A 20,922-nucleotide genomic window follows, 5' to 3' on the forward strand; every position below is an offset into this window, starting at 1 on the left:
TGTCTGTCTTTTTGAAACAAGACTTCAGTCTAGACTGAGCTGTTTTAAAGCCTCAACAACTCTTTTATGAAACTCTTCCTCATCAGGTAAATCCAAATCAGCATCTCTTAATTTTGCACCCCACATCGGGTTAGGAAAGTAGCTGTCATTTTCAAATCTTGCCATTACATGTAAATGTACACGTGGGAGCATATTTGCAAACGAAGCCATATTGATTTTTGTAGGTTTGTAGTATTTTTTCATTTCGTCTTCAATGATATCAAAGACTTCAAAGAGCTGCAGGCGCAACTCTTTTGGAACATCTCCCAACTCTTTGTAGGGCTCTTTTGTGAAGATTTTCAGCCAGGGAATTTCACTGGCTTCTTTTTCTACATATAAATGAGCATTTTCAAAGATGGGAACTTGAGTCATTAGTCTCTGTTTCTATTTCTATTAGAAGAACTTCTATTTCCGCGGTATCCACCACCGTCACGATTTCTTTCTCCACCAGAACGATTTCTATCACCGCCTGAACGGTTACGACTGTTACCACGGAATCCACCACGGCTTCTTCCATTACGTCCACGACTGTCATTACGCTTAGAGGCACGTTCTAAAATAGCTGTAAGCTTATCAGCAGGAATACCAATATTACTTGGTCCTTTAATGTCTTGTCTGTCTAAAATCATAGAGATAAGTTTGAACATAATTGTCTCTTCATCTATATCTTCTTTTAAACGGTCAAGAACTTTGTGCGCTTCATCGTAAATTTTTTGATCTTCAATGCTTTTTACCATTTTATCAACAGTAGAAGCTTTTAAATCATTTTTACTAGGCACAAAAGCATGGTTCATGGAAGTGCCTACTTTTTGCTTAATACGCTGTAGTTCTTTAAATTCCAAAGGAGTTAAAAGTGTAATAGCTTTTCCTTTAGTACCTGCACGTCCTGTTCTACCAATACGGTGAACATACGACTCAGGGTCAAATGGAATATGGTAGTTAAATACGTGTGAAATGTTGTTTACATGTATACCACGAGCTGCAACATCAGTTGCAACAAGAACTTTTACAGAGTCGTTTTTGAAACCTTTAATGACAGTTTCACGTTGACGCTGCTCCATATCTCCATGAAGTCCGTTTGCCAAATAACCTGCATTTGAGAGTACGTTACTGAGTCTGTCAACTTCAGATTTTGTTCTACAAAATACTACTGCTTTTTTTGTATCTTCTGCATCCATAAGACGAATAATTGCATCATCTCTTTCATGCTCGTCAATTACATAATACTCTTGTTCAATATCTGTATTTGTCGTTTCACCTTTTGTGATTGAGACAAAAGCAGGATCTTTTAAAATTCTGTTTGCAAGGTTTTTTATAGGCTGTGGCATAGTTGCTGAGAATAGCAATGTCTGTCTGTTTGTCGGAAGGTATGAAAAAATTTCATTAATATCATCCAAAAATCCCATATCAAGCATTTCATCGGCTTCATCAAGCACAACCACGCTTGGTGCAAAGTTATTAAGCATATTTCTTTTTAAAAGATCTAACATTCTTCCCGGCGTTGCTACGACAACACTAGCACCGCGTCCGATAAGGTCAAGTTGACGCTTGTATGAGCTTCCGCCGTATACTGTAACGGTTTTTACGCCTAAGTTGCGTCCGTATTTGAAGATTTCATCACTGACCTGTGTTGCAAGCTCGCGTGTAGGTGTGATGACAAGCATCTCTACACTGCCGTCTAGTTTCATGTTTGAGAGAACCGGCAGTGAAAAAGCTGCTGTTTTTCCTGTACCTGTATGTGCCTGACCGACCATGTCACGGCCTTCTAGTATTATTGGAATAGCTTGTGCCTGAATAGGTGAAGGTATTGTAAATCCTGCAAATTTAACACTCTTAAGTATTTCCGGTTTTAAGCCTAAAGAATCAAAAGTGATTGTAGGTTCTTCATTTGTTGTTTGTTTGTTTGTTTGTTGTGCATTTTCTTGCATCATTATCCTTTAATGAGACTTCTAAAAGTCTTTTTATACATAAGGAGATGACGCAAGTTCTACTAAAATTTCCACTTAAGTCTATCAGGGCATCTTCCCCTTAAAATATTTGTGGAATTATACCCAAATTTTACTAAGTTTAGATTAAAGTAATGAATATTTTAAATTACTTAAGTTTATAATGCTACAAATTATCATTACATGTAAAAATTCAGTATAATACATAAATTAAAATTACATAAGGTTTTGTATGAATGAAAATATATATTTTGCAGTAATTGCTTTTTTAGTTTTGTCTTTTTTGATTGTTTTGTTTTTTTATTTCAAAGAAAAAAACATGAATCAAAGATTACATGTAAAGGCAGAAGAGTTACAAAATTCTTATTTTACGATTAGTAATTCATATGAGCAGTTAAAAGAAGATTATAATGCCTTAGAAATTGAATATGCAGTATTAAGTGCTAGATATACAGATGAAATGAAAGCATCAAGTGAGAAATTAGAAGTACTCAAAAATGCAAAAGACGAGCTTTCTCAGGAGTTTAAACTTTTGGCAAACAAAATTTTTGAAGACAAATCAAAACAGTTCACATCATCCAATAAAGAGCAGTTAGAACTGCTTTTAAAACCGTTTCGAGAACAGATAACAAATTTTTCCAAAGAGGCTCGCTCACAATTTGAAGTAGAGTTAAAAGAGAGACATCTGCTAAAAGATGAACTCGGGCGTTTGAAACTTATGAATGAGACTCTTGCGCAAGAAGCACTGAATCTGACTAATGCGCTCAAAGGTGAGAATAAAACGCAAGGCAACTGGGGAGAATTGGTTTTAGAAAACATTTTGGAGCAGTCCGGGCTTCGCGAAGGTGTTGAGTATGAACTCCAGGCAACATTAAAATCAAACGAAGGGAAAGCTTACAGGCCCGATGTCATAATTCATATGCCGCAAAACAGAGATATTATAGTGGATTCTAAAGTATCTTTAACAGCGTACGAAAGATTTGTCAATGTCGAAGAGCCGGAGCAAAAGGCAAAAGCATTAAAAGAGCATATAGCAAGTATATCTTCTCATATCAAAGAGCTGAGTGCAAAAAATTATGAAAAGCTTGAAGGCGTAAACACACTTGATTTTGTCTTGCTTTTTATGCCGATTGAGGGGGCTTTTTTGCTTGCCCTGGAGCAAGATGGAGAGTTTTTTAAACGTGCTTATGAGAACAATATTTTAGTCGTATCACCCTCGACTCTGCTTGTAACACTTAGAACTATTGAGCATATCTGGCGAACACAAAGACAAGAAGAACATGCAAAAAAAATAGCTGCCGAAGCCGAGGCTATGTATGACAAACTTGTACTTTTTGTTGATGAGATGAAGCATATAGGAACGCATTTGCAAAAAACACAAGACTCTTATGATAAAGCCATGAACAGGCTTAGCACTGGACGCGGTAATGTTATAAAAAGAGCGCAAAATATGAAAGCGCTTGGGTTAAAACCTAAAAAAGAGCTGCCGCTGCAGAGTGAAAATGATATGGAAGAAGTATGAAAATAGAGACGCGCTACAATTATGAAAAAGTATGGACGCTGACACAGGAGAAAGATTTGCTTAAAATTATAGAAGAAGAAGTGGGCAGCAGTGATGGTGCGCAGGGTACGCTTGTCTATATAAAAGAAGCTATTAAAAATGGAAAAGAAATCAGTGTCGGTACATGTAAGTTTCGACTGCAAAAATAAAAGGACAAAAAATGTTTATAAATCCGGATATAGCAAAATTATTGCTCAGAGTCAGTTTAGGTGTTTTGATTCTTTTTCACGGTATTCATAAGGTGATACATGGAATCGGCGGAGTGAAGAGTATGGTTGTGAGTGCAGGATTGCCGGAGTTTTTTGCCTATGGTGTTTATGTTGGAGAATTAATTGCTCCAATATTTATTATACTAGGATTGTATGCGAGAGTTGCTTCTACAGTTCTGGCACTGAATATGTTTGTTGCCATATATTTGGCCTATGGGTTTTCTCTGACGCTTTCAAAATTCGGAGGGCTTGCATGGGAAACTCCATTGTTTTACTTTATAATGTCTTTACTTGTTGTGTTGTTAGGTAGTGGGAAATATGCAGTAAATTCTAAATAGGTATTATCTTTTACATGTAGGCTCGTAAACTTTTTCGGAAGCAAGGTTTCAACCTTGCTTCCGAAGAGCAAACAGAGTTTTTAGTTACGGATGTCGTACTTTAATAGTAGAATTTAGACTCCATCCAATCACCAACATACAAAACATAACTCCGTATGCCGGTAAAATATTATACGCATTTAACAAATATACAAGCCAAAGAAGAATCGCTCCAAGCGGAGTAGGCACTCCTGTAAAATACTTCTCAATCGCACCGGCATCTGCATTTAAATTAAAATGTATAAGACGGCGAAGTCCTGATATTACATAGTATATACTTACAATTGCTGCTACAATAAGCCAAAATCCATGCAAAGACGGTGCATAAGAAGCTTGAAATATTAAAAACACAGGTACAAGCACAAAACTTAAAAAATCTGCAAAACTGTCAAGTTGTACACCAAACTCATTTGAAAGTTTATATTTTCTGGCAATCTTACCGTCAAAGATATCAAAAGCACCGCCAATCCATGCTAAAATTATTGCTAAAGTAAAATTGTTTTGTGTTATAAAATAGGTTGCCATAAGACCGGCTGTAATGTTGACAAATGTAAACATATTTGCAAGATTAAAGTGTGAAGAGGGTGTCCATAAGAATTTCATATAAATATTTACCTTCATAATTGATAACTGAAATTATAGCAAAATCATATTAAACAGAGTGAAGATACAAATGATAAATATTATCAATATTATTAAGCTGTATCTAAGTTGATATAGATTATCATTTGCAAATCAAAAATAAAATAGGAAATTTTATGAGCAATATCATTAAAGTAAGTATATTCTGTTTGTCCCTTTTTACAGCGCTTGCTGCTGCAGAACAAGAAATAGGAGAAGATAAACGTCTTCACTCTGTAAGAGAAAATATAGATAAAGAAGCAGTAATGGAAGTCAAAGAGGTTTCTGTAACAGACAATTTGAAACATATGTTTAAAGATGCTAAAGTCTCAGGGCAAATCAGAGCTATGTATGCAGGGTATGAACAAAAAGAACAAAATGTAGATAATAATTATGCAACGGCTCTTGGGGGCAAGTTAAAGTACGAGTTGGCGCAACTGCAGGGTTTTAATGCAGGTGTTGCTTTTTATACATCACATGATTTGAATTTTGCAAGCGGAGATAATACATATCACAATAATGAACTTTCCTCAAGCGACGGCAGTTATACGCAAACGGCTGAGGCATACTTAAACTATAAGTATCAGGACTTTAATTTCAGAGCAGGACGTCAGGTTTTAGATACGCCGCTTGCAGATAGCGACGATATTAGAATGATAAGCAATAGTTTTGAAGCATATGTGGCAACATATAACTACAACGGTTTTGAATTTATGGCGGGAAATATTCAGTCTTGGCAGGGATATGATGCCGGTTTAGATACACCCTGGGAAAAAACAGGTAAAAACGGTACGAATTTTGGCGGTGTTGCGTATAATAATGTATGGGAACTTAATCTTTGGTATTATAATATTACAGATGTCGTTAATGCTTTTTATTTTGACGGTGGTATTGAATATAACATAAATAAAGATATATTGATACACGCTATGGTACAGTATTTAGATGAAAATGAATTAGCTTTAAGCGGGTATGAAAGTACAATATACGGTGCGATGGCTGAATTTGTATCGCATGGTGTCAGTGTAGGCATTGCTTATAACAAATCTTTTGGCACTCAATCAAAAATGAGTTTCAGCGGTTTTGGAGGCGGAACACTTTTTACAAGTATGGATACACTCATCTTGGATGATATAGCCGATGACAGAGATACACACTCGCTGGTACCGAGTATAGGGTATGAGATACAGAATTTTAGTTTTTTGTATGCATATGGAGATTTTAAAGGAGATGCCGACAGTTTAGGCAAGAAAGCCCATATAATAGAACAAGATGTAAGTTTAGAGTATAATGTGAATGATGAGTTTTTAGTTGCTTGTGTATATGCTATGCAAGAGGACAAAGCAAACTCTGTAAAAACAGACCATGATTGGAATCGTTTTCAACTCATGGTAAATTATAATTTTTAAAAAGAATAAAATATGAAAAGATTAATAGATTGTGAAAAAGGCGAGAAAGTAAAAGTTTTAAAATTAGATGCAAATTATGATTTAAAACAGAGACTAATTTCGTTTGGTGTTATGAAAGATGCACAGATTCAAGTGCTGGAACATGCGCCAAGAAAAAAAACAATAGAAGTCAAAGTCGGTAAAATGCGTATAGCGTTACGCGCCGAAGAAGCAGAATTGATTGAGGTTGAAGAAGTATGAATGAAGATGTTAAAACATGTCCTATAATAGCGAATCATATAAAAGTAGCACTAGTCGGACAGCCAAATGTCGGTAAAAGTATGCTTATTAATTCTGTGTCAAATGCGCACTTACATGTAGGTAATTTTTCCGGAGTGACAGTTGATAAAACTGAAGTATTGTTTGATTATAAAAACTATCATTTTACGGTCGTCGATTTACCGGGAACCTATGCTTTTACAGATTATACTATAGAAGAGAGAGTGACAAGAGATTATCTTTGTGCAGAAGATTATGACATAATTATTAATGTTGTGGATTCTACGAATCTGGAGAAAAACCTTCAACTCACGGCAGAACTTTTTACTATGAGTAAAAAAATGGTCATTGCGTTAAATATGAGTGATGAGGCCGAAAAAGAAGGCATAGAAGTTAATGCCGAGTATATGTCTGAACTACTCAATATCCCCTGTGTAAAAGTTTCAGCAGCACAAAAAACAGGTATAGAAGAGTTAATTAATACAGTAGTAAAAGTACATGAAAAACCAAAAGCAGAGCCTAAGCTTGTTTTTAGTGAGGCTGTAGAAGAGGAAACAGAAAATATAGTTACATATTTACAAAAACATAAATACGAAGCAACAAACAGTTATAGAAATATTGCAACAAACCTTTTAAAAGAAAATAAAAAAACCTATGAAAAACTGCATGATAATCCAATTTGGACAGAGTTGCAACCTATCTTAATAGAAGCATCAAAACATATAGAACTGCATCATAATACAGATGATATTAAAGAAGCATTTGCTGAAGAGTATGCATCTTTTAACAGAGGTATTGTGGCCGAAGTTGTTAAAGTGAAAAAGCAGGAAAAAGAGGAAAAAACGCTTACAGAAAAGATAGATTCGATTTTAATCCATCCTGTATATGGTATTCCTATATTTTTATTTTTAATGTGGGGACTTTTTCAGCTTACTTTTGTGTTGGGTGCTGTCCCTATGGACTGGATTGATGCATTTTTTGGCTGGTTCGGTGATGCTGTAGGCGCTACAATTACCAATGATGATATGCGTTCTTTAATTGTTGACGGGCTTATAGCCGGTGTCGGTGCGGTAATTCTTTTTACACCCAATATTATTATTTTATTTATTGGAATTGCTTTGCTGGAGAGTACCGGTTACATGTCAAGGGTTGCTTTTTTACTTGATGGATTTTTTCATAAATTTGGTCTGCACGGGCAGAGCTTTATTCCTTTGGTAACCGGTTTTGGATGTTCTATTCCGGCTTATATGAGTGCTAGAATTCTTAAAAATGACCGAGACAGACTCTTAACGCTTTTTATTATAAGTTTTATGTCCTGCGGAGCGAGACTTCCTGTATATGTGCTTTTTGCAGGAGCGTTTTTCAGTGAATCAATTGCGGGAAATGTTCTTTTTGCGATTTATATAACAGGAGCAATGCTCGGTCTTATAGCTGCTAAAGTTTTGAAAATGACAGCATTTAAGGGTGAGGATGAGCCTTTTGTCATGGAAATGCCAAAATATCGTCTGCCTTCAGCAAAGCTGATTTGGCACACAGTACTTTCAAAAACTTTGATGTATTTGAAAAAAGCGGGAACATTCATCGCCGGTGCTACGGTGCTTATATGGTTTTTGAGTAACTATCCACATGATACCCAATTGGAAAAAAGTTATGAAGCTAAAATAGCACAGGTGCAATCAAAAGAAGAAAAAAACAAGTTGACAAATGAACTTGCAAGTAAAAATTTAGAACAGAGTTATTTAGGACGTATAGGAGCCTTTTCAGAACCGGTCTTTAGACCTTTAGGCTTAGATTGGAAAATGGCAGTAGCACTTGAAGCAGGACTTTCGGCAAAAGAAGTGGTCGTATCAACATTGGGTGTACTCTATGCACTGGGTGAGAATGTAGATGAAACGACTTACTCTCTTAAAGATGCCATCAGTAAAAATATCTCTTTTGCCTCAGCTGTGGCATTTATAGTGATTATTATGGTGTATCTGCCGTGTTTTGCAGCTTCGATTGTCTTTACCCGTGAAGCAGGAGGGATTAAATATTTCTTCTATTTACTGGCATTTACTACCATAACGGCATATGTTCTTGCATTTTTGGCATATCATATAACATTACTGCTGGGTTATTAACTCAATATTAGATTATATTAGTTAAAATAAATTATGCAAAAAATATTAATGATTGAAGATGACTTGGAACTGGCGGAGATACTTACAGAGTATCTTGAACAATTTGAGTTTGAGGTTATCACCGAAGATGACCCTTTTAAAGCAGTAAGTATATTAAAATTAGAACCTTTTGACTTGGTTATATTGGATCTTACTTTGCCGGGTATGGACGGGCTGGAAGTATGCGAGGCTATTCGCGAGCGTCAGGATATTCCTATAATTATATCAAGTGCGAGAAGTGATGTAACTGATAAAATAAAAGCACTTGAACTCGGTGCAGATGATTATCTGCCAAAGCCGTATGACCCGAGAGAACTTGAAGCACGAATTCACTCCGTACTGCGTCGTTATGAAGCAAAAAGTGAAGAAAAAGCCGAGTCTAAAAGTGATTTTAAATGCGATAAATCAACGATGACTATTAGCTATAAAGGTCGTAATATAGATCTTACTAATGCAGAGTTCGGCATATTATCCTATATGATTAGCAAACAGGGCTTAGTCGTTTCACGTGAAGATTTGATTCATAACGTCAATGCCATCAATGAAGACTCATCCAACAAAAGTATAGATGTTATGGTGGGACGTATTAGAAATAAACTCGGAGACAAATCTCTTATAGAATCCGTCCGCGGAGTAGGGTACAAACTTCTCAAATGATAAAACGCCACGCTGTTTTACTTACTGTTCTTTTTGCACTGACAGTCTCTCTCGTGAGTTTGAGTGCAATCTTTTGGGAGTTTTACAAACTCAATAAAGAGCAGTACATCAACCATATTTTTACAAAATATTCAGTTATTACCCAAATTTATCGTGAGCATCAGCAGCGTCAAAGTTCTGAGATTATGCTTGAAGCCAATTTGGCTGTGTATAATTTAGAAGTAACAAAAGATGAAAAACTTAAAAAAGAGATATTTGAAAAAGGCAAAATCCTCAAGAGGGAAGGTTTTAAAAGTTTTAACACTTCATTGCTTATAAACGACAAAGGTTTATATACAAAAAATGTCGTGACAAACCTCCGGGCGACAATGATTCAGTATAAAAGAAATATATATTTTCATATAGAGACGCCAAACGGCGATATTTTGATTAAAGACAATGAACTAAAGCCATACAGTTATATTAATTTGCTTTACTCATATATTACAATATTTATGATTATCAGCCTTTCTTTTATTTTGATACTGCAAAGATTACGCCCATTAATCAGATTGAGAAAAAAGATTGAACTTTACGGTAATGGAAATATGGACATATCTTTTAAAACAAACAGAGATGATGAAATTGGGGCCGTTGCCAATGAACTTGAACATGCACGACAAAAAATAAACACTATTTTAGAATCCCGTACGCTCTTTTTGAGAAATCTGATGCATGAGCTTAAAACGCCGATTGCCAAGGGTACAATTGCTACTCAGATGCTCGATTCTCAAAAACAAAGAGACAGGTTCAGCTCTATTTTTAAACGTTTAGAAACGCTAGTTACTGAATTTGCCATGATAGAAGAGGTGACAAGTCTGGATGATAAAAAGGATTTTTCTGAGTATAGGCTGCTTGATGTGATAGACGGCGCCATAGACATGGCTATGGTTGACAAAGAACATGTAACAATGAAAATCAGTGGAAAAATAAAAGTACATGTAAACTACAGACTCTATACAACAGCTATTAAGAACATGATAGATAATGCTATGAAGTATTCAACTGATTCGCATATAACAATTCTTATGAATGACAAAAATGAACTTTGTTTTGAAAGTAAAGGCGAGTGTCTGGCACATCCTTTGCAGTATTATATAGAGCCTTTTACAAAAGAAAACCCATCAAAAAACAGCTTTGGGTTAGGACTCTATCTTGTTGATTCTATATTAAAAGCACATGGAGAAGTCTTAGCACATGAGTATGAAAATGGAGTCAATCGTTTTATATTCGCATAAGTTTAAAAATGTAAACTAATGCAATGAATAAATACCTTGACAGCTTTTTACTCCTCTTTTTTGCACTTTCTTTTTTTGCATTTGGCTGGTTGAGCCATACTGCGTATGTGCCATATATAAAAAAAGAAGAGCTTTCTACTTTAGATAGAATCAAACAAGCAAAGAACTTGAATGTAGTGCTTTTAAATGCTCCTTCAACTTATTATATCGGAACAGAAGGACCACAGGGGTTTGAATATGATTTACTTCAATCATATGCAGACCATTTAGGTGTAGATTTAAATATTACGGCTGCTCATACTATTAAAGAAGCTATAGAATTATCTAAAAATCCCAATATTCATATAACATCGGCATCTTTGGCAAAAACACCACAAAGAGAGCAGAAGTTTCATTTTGGTCCTTCTTATTTTGAAGTACAAGAACAGGTGATATGTAACCGGGGAATGCTGCGCAGTTCAAAGTTTCCAAGAGATGTTGAAGATTTGGCAGGACTGAGCATCATGGTAGGCGATGACACAAGTTACAGCGAAACAATCAAATCACTTCAAGCAGACGGCTTTGAAATAAATGCTACAACAACCTCAGAATACTCCACAGAAGAACTGCTTGAAAAAGTTGCCAACCATGAAATAGACTGTACAATAGCCGACTCAAATATTTATGCGTTGAATTTACGATACTTCCCCGAAATTGCCCTTGCATTTTCTGTCAGCGGCAGAGAACAACTGGCATGGTTATTACCAAAAAATGAAAAGAAACTTGAAGCAGATATGTATGCCTGGCTGAACGATTATAATCAAAAAGGAATGATGACACAGTTAAAAGACCACTACTACAGCTATATACTCTTTTTTGATTATTATAATACAAAAATGTTTTATAAAAGGATGAAAAGCAGACTGCCAAAATATGAAAAATATTTTCAAAGTGCCGCTAAAAAATTTAAAATTCCATGGACGCTTTTAGCCTCTGTTGCGTATCAGGAATCACACTGGAATCCGCGGGCGAAAAGTTTTACAGGCGTGCGCGGTTTGATGATGCTGACAAAACGTACAGCAAAAATTTTAGGCGTTAAAAACAGACTTAATCCCAAACAGAGTGTTATTGGCGGCACAAGACATCTCAAACAGATGATAAAATTTGTTCCAAAAGAGGTAGAGGGCGAAAACAGATTAAAATTTGCACTAGCCGCTTACAACATAGGAATGGGACATATAAAAGATGCGCAAAGATTGGCAAAAAAACTTGGGTTAAATCAGAATGTTTGGAGTGATTTGAAAATAGTCCTGCCGCTGCTTTCACAAAAAAAGTATTACAGAAATCTGAAATACGGATATGCAAGAGGAGCAGAACCTGTAAAATATGTTGAATCTATATACAACTATAAAGATATTTTAGATAAACAAAAAAAGGCTTTAGTGATTCCCTAATTCACCTAAAAATGTTTCCATATCGTATTTGATTCTGTATTCTGGAGTCATAATATGAATAAGTATATCGCCTAAGTCAACGACAACCCAGTCACCGCTCTCATCAACATTATTAAAATGTTCTTCTGGCTTCAAGTCATTTTTTAAATGGTCTAAAAGTGCAGTTGTATGCTTTTGTCCAAGTGAAGAAGCTATAATGGCATAATCTACAAAGTAGTTTTTATCACGGAGGTCAAAAACCTCTATAGATTCGGCCTTGTTCTTATCGAGTGTATCTGCTATTTTTTGTATTCTGTTTTGCATTGTGTTCCTTGTAATATTGTGTTATTTTATCTCTAACTTTTTTTGGTATTTTTAAGCTGTCAAAATTTTTTCTTAAATCTGATGAAGAAATATCTTCATGTAAATCAAGTCGAATGAAATTTTTTGGTATAGCAATTTCATCTCTTGTTACAACTATAAATGTTACCACTCTTTTTAGTGCATCAAATTTATACCATTGATGCAGTGACTTTAAATTATCAGCGCCAATAATCAAATAAACTTTGTCGTAACTATTGAGTAAATATTTTACCGTCTCAATAGTCGGTACTTTTTTTTTCAAATCGACTTCATACGAGCTGACTTGGACATCTTCATAAGATGAAAAAATATCTTTGAGCCATTGTAATCGCAGCTCAGCCGGAGCTGTAAAAGTTTCTTTAAACGGATTTAAAAAAGTAGGCATCACTACCACTTTATCTATAAAATCCAGTTCTCTTAAAGCCTTGACTATTGCCTCATGCGCGAGGTGTGGAGGGTCAAATGAACCTCCGTAAAGTGCTATTGTTTTCATTTAATGCGAATTATAACTAATTTTGGATAAAATTACCCAATTATTTTATATAGGATATATAATGGCACTAAAAATAGCAATTAATGGATTTGGTAGAATAGGTCGTTGTGTAGCACGTATTGCACACAAAAGAGATGATGTGGAAGTTGTAGCTATAAACGACACTGCAAGTATAGATATGATGATGTATCTGTTGAAAAATGATTCTGTTCACGGAACATTTGAGAGCGAAGTTGTGCAGCTTGATGATGAAAATATTGCAATTGACGGTAAAAAAATAAGAGTTTTTTCTGACCGTGACCCTAAAAATCTGAAGTTTGCTGATTGCGGCGCTGATATGGTTTTAGAGTGTACAGGCGTGTTTTTAACACAAGAGTCTGCACAGGTGCATATTGACAATGGTATTCAAAAAGTTCTTTTCTCTGCTCCGGCAAAAGATAAAGCGACACCGACATTTGTAATGGGCGTAAATGAAGAAAAATATGCAGGACAAAAAATAGTATCAAACGCTTCATGTACTACAAACTGTCTTGGTCCTGTTGCCCGTGTGCTTGACGATGCTTTTGGCATTGAAAAAGGTTTGATGACGACTATTCACTCTTACACAAATGATCAAAATATTTTAGATGTAAAGCATACAAAAGACAAACGTCGTGCACGTGCCGGTGCTATAAATATGATTCCTACAACGACAGGTGCCGCAAAAGCCATCAGTCTTGTTATGCCTCAGCTTGAAGGCAAGCTTCATGGCCAGTCAGTACGTGTTCCAACGCCTGACGTTTCCATGGTTGATTTAAATGTTGTTGTTTCAAAAAACACTACAAAAGAAGAAGTGACTGCTGTATTTAATGAAATGGCAAATACGAGACTTAAAGGTCTTTTACTGATGGACAAAGAGATGAGAGTTTCTCAGGATTTTGTAGGGTGTAACTATAGCTCAATCGTCGCAGAAGATTTGACACAGGTTATCGGCGGCAATATGATAAAAGTTATGGCATGGTATGACAATGAGTGGGGATATTCATCAAGACTCTTAGATATGGCACTCCATATTTCAAAATAGGAAACAATTTGGAACTACTACAACTGAAAAAATTAAATTTAAAAGATAAAAAAGTTTTTATAAGATGTGATTTTAATGTACCGATGGATGAATTTGGCAATATCGCGGATGACCGTCGGATTCGTTCTGCTATTTCTACTATAAATTATTGTCTTGACCAGGATTGTGCTGTTATTTTAGCATCACATTTTGGACGTCCAAAAAGTGAGGTTGTAGAAAAATACTCTATGGCACCGATAGCAAGAAGACTGCAGCAGCTTTTAAAACGTCATGTTGAATTAGCACCGGGTGTAGTAGATGATGTGACAATGCAAATAGCACGCAAACTTCCGCGCCATGAAGTGCTGTTGCTTGAAAATTTACGTTTTGAACCGGGTGAAACAAAAGATGATGAAGAGTTGTCAAAAAAACTTGCCTCAATGGCAGAGTTTTATGTGAATGATGCTTTTGGTGTAAGTCATCGCGCGCATGCTTCTGTTCATGGTATTACAAAGTTTTTTGATAATGAGCATAAAGCTGCAGGCTTTTTACTCGAGAGAGAAATAAATTTTTTCTCTAAATTGATGAATAACCCTGTACGCCCTTTTGCAGCCATAGTAGGCGGGAGTAAAGTTTCTGGAAAACTTGAAGCTCTCGTTAATTTACTTCCAAAAGTAGATAAGATTTTTATCGGCGGCGGTATGGCTTTTACATTTTTAAAGCAGATGGGCTATGAGATCGGAGCTTCTTTGGTAGAAGATGATTTGCTTGAAGAAGCACAGCATATAATGGATGAAGCTAAAAAACTCGGTGTGAAGTTTTATCTGCCGGTTGATGTTGTTGCAGCACAAAAGTTCTCAGAAGATTCGGTAAGTAAAATTGTAACCGCACAGGAAATTCCGCATGAATGGATGGGACTGGATATCGGTCCGGCCACTGTGAGACTTTACAGAGAAGGGCTCAATGATGTGCAGACTATTTTATGGAATGGACCTATGGGTGTCTATGAAATGGATAAATTTGCAAGAGGTTCATCTAAGATAGCGCATTTTGTGGCAGACAGCTACTCTACAACTGTTGTCGGCGGCGGAGATACGGCTGACTTGGTGCAAAGAGTCGGTGTTGATGAAGATATTAGCTTTATCTCAACAGGAGGCGGTGCTTCGCTGGAACTTTTAGAAGGTAAAACGCTTCCCGGTGTTGAACCGCTAATGATTAAAATGACTCAAACAAAGGACTAAAAGATGATAATTGCAGCGAATTTGAAAACAAACCTTACAAGAAGTGCGACACATGAGTATATAAAACAATTGCAAACATGTGTACAAAACAGTTCACAAGAGGTTCTGGTTTTTCCTGCAACATCATCACTTGACGGTTATGACACAAAGATAACTATCGGAGCGCAAAATGCCTACCCTGTAGAGCATGGTGCTTTTACCGGGGAAATAGGACTTGATCATTTAAACGAGTTTGGAATTAAAACTATACTTATAGGACATAGTGAACGTCGTCATATTTTAGGTGAGAGTCAAGAATTTATAGCAAAAAAGTTCGATTATTTTAAAGAACAGGGTTTTAAAATCGTTTATTGTGTGGGTGAGCCTCTTGCAGTGAGGGAGTCCTCAAAAGAAGAAATGCTTACATATATATATAATCAATATGAAGGTATCGACACGGAGTATGAAAACCTAGTTATTGCGTATGAACCTGTATGGGCAATAGGCACGGGAAAAGTACCGACACTAGAAGATATACAAGACATACATAAAGAGCTGAAGAAAAAATCATCCGCACCGCTTTTATATGGAGGAAGTGTCAAAGTAAACAATGTCAAAGATATTTTGAAAGTAGAAAATGTTGATGGTGTTTTAGTAGGAAGTGCGGCTCTGTATGCAGACCACTTTTGCTCCATGATACAAGCAGCAGAGGAATTAGGAAAAAACTAAATTTTTTCTGTAACCTTGCCTCTTGAGTCTTTAAAAATTAAAATTTAATTATAAGGAAAAAACACAGATGTTAATGAAAGGAAAAAAAGGCCTAATCGTAGGCCTTGCAAACAATAAATCAATAGCATACGGAATAGCAAAAGCATGTGCAGCACAAGGTGCCGAGATGGCTTTTACATACCTCAATGATGCACTTAAAAAAAGAGTTGAACCCATAGCCAAAGAGTTTGGCAGTGAATATGTATATGAACTTGATGTTTCAAACGAAGAGCATATGTCTGGCATAGCTGCAAAAATCGAAAAAGATTTCGGAAAAATTGACTTTTTAGTACATTCTGTTGCTTTTGCACCAAAAGAGGCACTCTCTGAACCTTTTATGAAAACAACAAAACAGGCTTTTCAAATCGCTATGGATATTTCAGTTTACTCTTTCATTGATTTAACAAACCGTTTGGAGTCTGTTTTGTCTGATGATGCATCAATACTGACACTTTCATACCTTGGCGGACCAAAATACATAGTCAACTACAATGTTATGGGCGTTGCAAAAGCAGCACTAGAATCAAGTGTAAGATATATGGCAGTAGATTTAGGTAAAAAAGGACAGCGTGTTAATGCAATTTCAGCAGGACCAATCAGAACACTTGCCGCAGCGGGTATAGGTGACTTTAAACAGATACTTAACTGGAATGAAGTGAATGCACCGCTGAAGAAAAACGTCACTATAGATGAGGTGGGCAATTCTGCTATGTACCTGCTGAGTGATTTAAGTTCAGGTGTAACAGGTGAGATTCATTATGTAGATGCAGGTTATAACATTATGGGTATGGCAATGGCTGAGACAAATGAAGAGGGGAAAACAGTGCTTTCCTGGGATGCTTGTAAATAAGCTTACATGTAAGTAAGCTTACTTCCCAATAACAGGCATACTCTCCAATTTTTGAACATTAGAATCTTTATCATCAGACGGATGTACTTTCATATACGCTGATGCTTTATCAATATACTCTTGAAGTGTAAAGTTTCTGTCCTCTTTCTCTACATATTTTACTTCAGTATCGTTGTCTATTTTTTCAGTGCTATTGTTCGTGTCTTTACTAAGACTTCCATCTGCTTTTTTAAGATACTTCTTTTGTACCTTTTTGTCTTTATTTACAGTAAGTGTCCACTCATTTTTGAGCCAACTATCGAGACTTTTTTGTATTAAACCCGGTTTTTCTTTGCCGTTTGAATTAGTTATCTTATTTAAATCACTATTTTGTGATGGTGCCACAGGAGCGTCAGTAGCGCAACCACTCAGTAAAATAAATAGAGATGCTGTTAGTGATGTTGTAATTAATTGTTTCATATGGTAATTATATCTTATTTTGTATAATAATTAATCATTTTAATCGAAAGTTAAGAAAGACTTATGCTATACTACCCGTGAAATTTGTAAAAAGATAAGGAGAAAATATGAAATTTACAAAAATGAGTTTGGTGGCTGCGCTACTAATAGGTTCAAGTGCATTTGCAATTGAAAACACAAAAGTTAGTGGTGATGCTAACTTATTCTACAACACAACTGATGCAGGAAGTAATTCTTTATTTGATAAAGATAATAGTGCAGCAGATACTGCTATTAACTTAAATGTTACAACAGACTTAATTAAAAACAGTACTGTTGCAGTGAGTGCAGGTGCTGGTTATACAGTACTTTCTACTCTTGGATTAGAGCAAAACCTTGTTAGCTCTGTATGGGGTGGAGCTCATGGTATTAAGGGAAACTCATCAAGCCGTGGTGCACATGTAAGTACTCCTAACTGGATGACTGAAGCGTGGTTGGCAGCAACTGCTGGTAAAACTACTGCAAAAATCGGTCGTATGGAATTAGACACTCCATTAGCATTTACAGAAACTTGGACAATTGAGAAAAATACTTTTGAAGCGGCAGTAGTTATAAATCAAGATGTCCCTGATACTACTTTAGTTGGTGCTTATGTAGGGAATGGAAATGGTACAGAAAGTCTTGGTGGTTCAACTATGCCTCAAGGTCCTGTTGCAATGGGTGCAGTAGTAAACCAAGATGGTGCATTTGACACTTATGGTAAATCAGGTGCTTATGCTATCGGTGTAGTTAATAACTCATTTAAACCATTAACTGCTCAAGCATGGTATTATAACGTAACTGCTGTTGCAGATGCATATTGGTTACAAGCTGATTTAGATGCTGGTTCTTTAGGCGCTGAAGGTCTTACTGCTGGCGTTCAATATACTTCTGTAAAATCTGTTGCTTCTGGTGCTAAAGCAGATAATGTATATGCAGTAAAATTAGGTTATGAAATGAAAGATTTATTTGCTGCAAGCATAGCTTATTCTTCAGTGAATGATAATGGTACAATTGGTTATGCTGGTTTCAATACTGCAACAGCAGCTGGTACAGCACAATCAAAATTATATACTGAAGCATGGTGGAACTATGGGAAAATAACTCAAACTGATACTGATGCATATAACATTACTATTACATCTCCGGTTCAAGGTTTATTTGACTTAGGTCTTTACTATACTGATGCAGATCAAACTGCAGCTGCAGGTGATAATGATATGACTGAATTTACTTTAACTGCTGGTAAATCATTTGGACCATTAGATGCAACTTTAGCTTATATCTATTCAGATGTTAAAACTGCAACTGTTGGTGATGATGAAACAACAAATGCAATTCAAGCTTATTTAACATTAAACTTCTAGTCTAACCCCTAAACTCGAAGTACAACTAATTCCCTGACGGGAGTTAGTTCCCCTCTTTTAAAACTTTCAAAGACAAGTTCATAATCATCTTTTCTTTTATGTTATAATTTTTTATGCAAACACTTATAAAAAAACTCTCTTACATTATTTTTATGTTATTACTCATTTCCATCATCTCCTTTCTAGCAATACACGCAGCACCAAACAGCTTTTTTGGAGCAGGGGAACTGAATCCAAATATGACAAAAGAGGCAATAGAAAAACTTAAAGCCGTGTACGGGCTTGATAAACCTCTTTTTGCTCAGTATATTGACTGGATAAAAAATCTTTTAACACTGAACTTCGGTATCTCTTTTGTCAGCGGGCAGGATGTAAGCAGTGAAATACTCAAACGGCTGCCTATTACACTGTGGATGAACATCATCTCTCTTGTCGTTGTTTTTGTTTTGTCTTTGTATTTGGGCATAAAAGCGGCACTTTCGTTTGAAAAAAAAAGTGATTATATTATACGTCAAATCTCTTTGGTCTCTTTTTCCATGCCTTCATTTTATCTTGCACTGCTGTTGATTATTGTGTTTTCTATTAAACTGGAGTGGTTTCCTATAGCAGGGCTGCACGCCATTGAGCCAAAAGAAGGCTTTGCAAACTATATAGATATGGCATGGCATGTGACTCTTCCTATAGCTGTGATGATATTTACAGGGCTTGGAAGCATGATTATTTATGTGCGTTCGCTGACTTTGGAAATACTCAAAAGTGATTATTACTTTTTTGCTTTGTCGCGAGGATTACAAGAAAAAGAGCTGCTGCGGTATTATATACTGCCGAATTTAATGCCGCCGATTATAACTCTGTTAGGACTCTCATTACCTGGGCTTATCGGCGGAAGTGTTATTTTGGAGTCAATTTTCGGTATAGAGGGAATGGGGCAGTTATTTTATATATCAGCACTTTCGCGTGATTATCCTATAATTATGGGAATACTAATGATAACGGCATTACTGACATTACTGGGGAATATGATAGCGGATTTGATACTTGTGAAATTGAATCCGTATATGAGTAGAGGGTAGGGAACTCGGGGGCTGTGTTGCTTGAAAGACGTACAGTCCTAGGTTCCGAAAAACATTCTCTTCGGAAGCAAGGTTTTAACCTTGCCTTTTAGGCTTTAGAGACACACAACTCCATTTTTACATGTAAACGTTATTAACTAAAAAGTGCCTCTAACGCGTCAACATTTTCTTTTTTCTCTTCGACTGTACCATCTTCATTTGTAGTGACAGCATCATTTTCAAGAAGTTCTATCTGCATGCCTGTGAGCATTGAAGCCAGACGGATATTGATACCGCTTTTTCCGATTGCTTTGCTTTTTTGATCTGCAGGCAGAGTGATGATGGCTTTTTCGTTTTCGCCTTCTTCATTTTTGACAATCTCTACATGAGAGATGATAGCAGGACTCATAGTACGAGATACAAAAAGTTCAGGAATAGTTGTGTACTCTATACAGTCAATGTTTTCACCGATAAGTTCTTGGCTTACCGCATTTATACGTACACCTTTTACACCGACAGTCGCACCGACAGCATCTACTTGAGGATGTGTACTTAAAAGAGCGATTTTTGCACGCTCACCTGGAATACGTGCAGCTTTTTCTATAATTACAGAACCTTCTGCTATTTCAGGTACTTCAAGCTCTAACAGTGCTTCTAAAAATTTTGGGCTTGTTCGTGAAAGCTCGATTTGCATACCGTTTTCTTTGTCCATATTTACACGTCTTACAACAGCTTTTATATGGTCGCCTACATCGAATATTTCACCTTTTATACGACTTTTCATCGGCAGCACTGCACGAATTTCATCTACTTCTATATATGTGTTGTTTTGTGCATCGACACGTGTGACACGACCGCTGACAAGGGTACCGACTTTTGATTTGTATTTGTTGTAAATTTCATCTTCTACAAGTCTCTGTATATGGTATTCTATTTCGCGGTGCAGTTGTGAGGCTGCAGTTCTTCCGTAGTCTTCTAAATCATGGTCAATTTGCAGCTGGTCGCCGAGTTCTACCTGGTCATCATATTCTCTGGCTTCTGTAAGCGAAATGTATGCAGGAGCAACTTCCTCATCTTGTAGTTTTTCATCATCATCTGCAACAACTGTAATTGTTTGGACAATTTTTATATTTTTTGTGTCTTCATCAATTTGTGCCTCAAAAGCAAAGTTTTGTCCGATAACTCTTTTTGCAGTTTGCACGAAAGCTGTTTTGAGCGCTTCCATTACTTTTTCAGGCTGTAAACCCTTTTCATGTCCGATAGCTTCGGCTATATCTAAAATTTTTTCCATAGTTAATTCCTTGGTATTTTTAAGAAATCTGACATTGATAATTGTTATGTGGGGGATTTCTTATTGAAGTGCAT

Annotated in this window: 22 protein-coding genes; 15 read left to right on the plus strand and 7 right to left on the minus strand. The window is 36.2% G+C overall.

Annotation, left to right across the window (positions count from 1 at the left end; all coding sequences use genetic code 11):
* Positions 1-24: 24 nt before the first annotated feature.
* Both SAUT_RS02590 and SAUT_RS02595 read right to left on the minus strand, forming a co-directional pair.
* The gene (locus SAUT_RS02590) at positions 25-411 is read right to left on the minus strand and encodes an HIT family protein (RefSeq protein WP_013326322.1); all 387 of its coding nucleotides are present in this window, start codon (positions 409-411) and stop codon (positions 25-27) included.
* The gene (locus tag SAUT_RS02595; protein ID WP_013326323.1) at positions 411-1,967 is read right to left on the minus strand and encodes a DEAD/DEAH box helicase; all 1,557 of its coding nucleotides are present in this window, start codon (positions 1,965-1,967) and stop codon (positions 411-413) included. Before SAUT_RS02595 ends, SAUT_RS02590 begins: the two co-directional genes overlap by 1 nt.
* A gap of 250 nt (positions 1,968-2,217) precedes the next feature.
* On the opposite strand from SAUT_RS02595, the gene SAUT_RS02600 reads away from it, so the two are divergent.
* From SAUT_RS02600 to SAUT_RS02610, 3 genes are read left to right on the plus strand one after another with little or no spacing between them, the layout of a single operon-like run.
* The gene (locus tag SAUT_RS02600) at positions 2,218-3,507 is read left to right on the plus strand and encodes a DNA recombination protein RmuC (protein ID WP_013326324.1); all 1,290 of its coding nucleotides are present in this window, start codon (positions 2,218-2,220) and stop codon (positions 3,505-3,507) included.
* A complete protein-coding gene (locus SAUT_RS02605) occupies positions 3,504-3,695 on the plus strand; it encodes a hypothetical protein (protein WP_013326325.1) in 192 nt (63 codons plus the stop codon). The genes SAUT_RS02600 and SAUT_RS02605 overlap by 4 nt, the downstream gene beginning before the upstream one ends.
* Positions 3,696-3,706: 11 nt before the next feature.
* Positions 3,707-4,093 (plus strand): DoxX family protein, encoded by a 387-nt coding sequence (locus SAUT_RS02610; protein ID WP_013326326.1) that lies wholly within the window; start codon positions 3,707-3,709, stop codon positions 4,091-4,093.
* 84 nt (positions 4,094-4,177) lie between these two features.
* On the opposite strand, the gene SAUT_RS02615 is transcribed toward SAUT_RS02610, so the two are convergent.
* The gene (locus SAUT_RS02615; RefSeq protein WP_013326327.1) at positions 4,178-4,735 is read right to left on the minus strand and encodes a CDP-alcohol phosphatidyltransferase family protein; all 558 of its coding nucleotides are present in this window, start codon (positions 4,733-4,735) and stop codon (positions 4,178-4,180) included.
* Positions 4,736-4,890: 155 nt separating this feature from the next.
* Between SAUT_RS02615 and SAUT_RS02620 the strand changes: the two genes are divergently transcribed.
* The 6 genes from SAUT_RS02620 to mltF are packed head-to-tail and all read left to right on the plus strand — an operon-like array spanning position 4,891 to position 11,946.
* The gene (locus SAUT_RS02620) at positions 4,891-6,162 is read left to right on the plus strand and encodes a hypothetical protein (protein ID WP_013326328.1); all 1,272 of its coding nucleotides are present in this window, start codon (positions 4,891-4,893) and stop codon (positions 6,160-6,162) included.
* Between the two features lie 12 nt (positions 6,163-6,174).
* Entirely contained in the window at positions 6,175-6,402 is a 228-nt protein-coding gene (locus SAUT_RS02625; protein WP_013326329.1) for a FeoA family protein, read from the plus strand.
* The gene (feoB, locus tag SAUT_RS02630) at positions 6,399-8,540 is read left to right on the plus strand and encodes a ferrous iron transport protein B (protein ID WP_013326330.1); all 2,142 of its coding nucleotides are present in this window, start codon (positions 6,399-6,401) and stop codon (positions 8,538-8,540) included. Before SAUT_RS02625 ends, feoB begins: the two co-directional genes overlap by 4 nt.
* A 33-nt stretch (positions 8,541-8,573) precedes the next feature.
* Positions 8,574-9,236, plus strand: a complete 663-nt coding sequence (locus tag SAUT_RS02635; RefSeq protein WP_013326331.1) for a response regulator transcription factor — start codon at positions 8,574-8,576, stop codon at positions 9,234-9,236.
* Positions 9,233-10,513, plus strand: a complete 1,281-nt coding sequence (locus tag SAUT_RS02640) for an ArsS family sensor histidine kinase (RefSeq protein WP_013326332.1) — start codon at positions 9,233-9,235, stop codon at positions 10,511-10,513. The genes SAUT_RS02635 and SAUT_RS02640 overlap by 4 nt, the downstream gene beginning before the upstream one ends.
* A 23-nt stretch (positions 10,514-10,536) precedes the next feature.
* A complete protein-coding gene (gene mltF / locus SAUT_RS02645) occupies positions 10,537-11,946 on the plus strand; it encodes a membrane-bound lytic murein transglycosylase MltF (protein ID WP_013326333.1) in 1,410 nt (469 codons plus the stop codon).
* Here mltF and rsfS read toward each other — a convergent pair.
* Together rsfS and nadD are read right to left on the minus strand one after the other, a co-directional pair.
* Entirely contained in the window at positions 11,932-12,249 is a 318-nt protein-coding gene (gene rsfS, locus SAUT_RS02650; RefSeq protein ID WP_013326334.1) for a ribosome silencing factor, read from the minus strand. The two genes, mltF and rsfS, sit on opposite strands and share 15 nt — an antisense overlap.
* Entirely contained in the window at positions 12,209-12,781 is a 573-nt protein-coding gene (nadD, locus tag SAUT_RS02655) for a nicotinate (nicotinamide) nucleotide adenylyltransferase (RefSeq protein WP_013326335.1), read from the minus strand. Before nadD ends, rsfS begins: the two co-directional genes overlap by 41 nt.
* A gap of 61 nt (positions 12,782-12,842) precedes the next feature.
* On the opposite strand from nadD, the gene gap reads away from it, so the two are divergent.
* The 4 genes from gap to fabI all read left to right on the plus strand — a co-directional run bounded on the left by gap (position 12,843) and on the right by fabI (position 16,661).
* The gene (gene gap, locus SAUT_RS02660) at positions 12,843-13,844 is read left to right on the plus strand and encodes a type I glyceraldehyde-3-phosphate dehydrogenase (protein ID WP_013326336.1); all 1,002 of its coding nucleotides are present in this window, start codon (positions 12,843-12,845) and stop codon (positions 13,842-13,844) included.
* Positions 13,845-13,852: 8 nt separating this feature from the next.
* Positions 13,853-15,064: a phosphoglycerate kinase gene (locus SAUT_RS02665; RefSeq protein ID WP_013326337.1), complete on the plus strand. Its 1,212-nt coding sequence runs from the start codon at positions 13,853-13,855 to the stop codon at positions 15,062-15,064.
* A 3-nt stretch (positions 15,065-15,067) separates the two neighbouring features.
* Positions 15,068-15,772, plus strand: a complete 705-nt coding sequence (locus tag SAUT_RS02670; protein WP_013326338.1) for a triose-phosphate isomerase — start codon at positions 15,068-15,070, stop codon at positions 15,770-15,772.
* 67 nt (positions 15,773-15,839) lie between these two features.
* Positions 15,840-16,661, plus strand: a complete 822-nt coding sequence (gene fabI / locus SAUT_RS02675) for an enoyl-ACP reductase FabI (protein ID WP_013326339.1) — start codon at positions 15,840-15,842, stop codon at positions 16,659-16,661.
* A gap of 18 nt (positions 16,662-16,679) precedes the next feature.
* Here fabI and SAUT_RS02680 read toward each other — a convergent pair whose 3' ends face one another.
* On the minus strand, positions 16,680-17,120 hold the full coding sequence (locus tag SAUT_RS02680) for a hypothetical protein (RefSeq protein WP_013326340.1): 441 nt from the start codon (positions 17,118-17,120) through the stop codon (positions 16,680-16,682).
* A 107-nt stretch (positions 17,121-17,227) separates the two neighbouring features.
* Here SAUT_RS02680 and SAUT_RS02685 point away from each other — a divergent pair, with 107 nt between their 5' ends.
* Both SAUT_RS02685 and SAUT_RS02690 read left to right on the plus strand, forming a co-directional pair.
* Complete coding sequence (locus tag SAUT_RS02685) at positions 17,228-18,505, plus strand: OprD family porin (protein ID WP_013326341.1); 1,278 nt, start codon at positions 17,228-17,230, stop codon at positions 18,503-18,505.
* Between the two features lie 113 nt (positions 18,506-18,618).
* Positions 18,619-19,578 carry an ABC transporter permease gene (locus SAUT_RS02690; protein WP_013326342.1) on the plus strand — a complete coding sequence of 320 codons (960 nt, stop codon included), beginning with the start codon at positions 18,619-18,621 and terminating at the stop codon, positions 19,576-19,578.
* 133 nt (positions 19,579-19,711) lie between these two features.
* Here the strand turns inward: SAUT_RS02690 and nusA are convergent, their stop codons facing one another.
* On the minus strand, positions 19,712-20,848 hold the full coding sequence (gene nusA / locus SAUT_RS02695; protein WP_013326343.1) for a transcription termination factor NusA: 1,137 nt from the start codon (positions 20,846-20,848) through the stop codon (positions 19,712-19,714).
* Between the last annotated feature and the right edge of the window lie 74 nt (positions 20,849-20,922).

Source organism: Sulfurimonas autotrophica DSM 16294 (assembly GCF_000147355.1).
GTDB classification, from domain to species: domain Bacteria; phylum Campylobacterota; class Campylobacteria; order Campylobacterales; family Sulfurimonadaceae; genus Sulfurimonas; species Sulfurimonas autotrophica.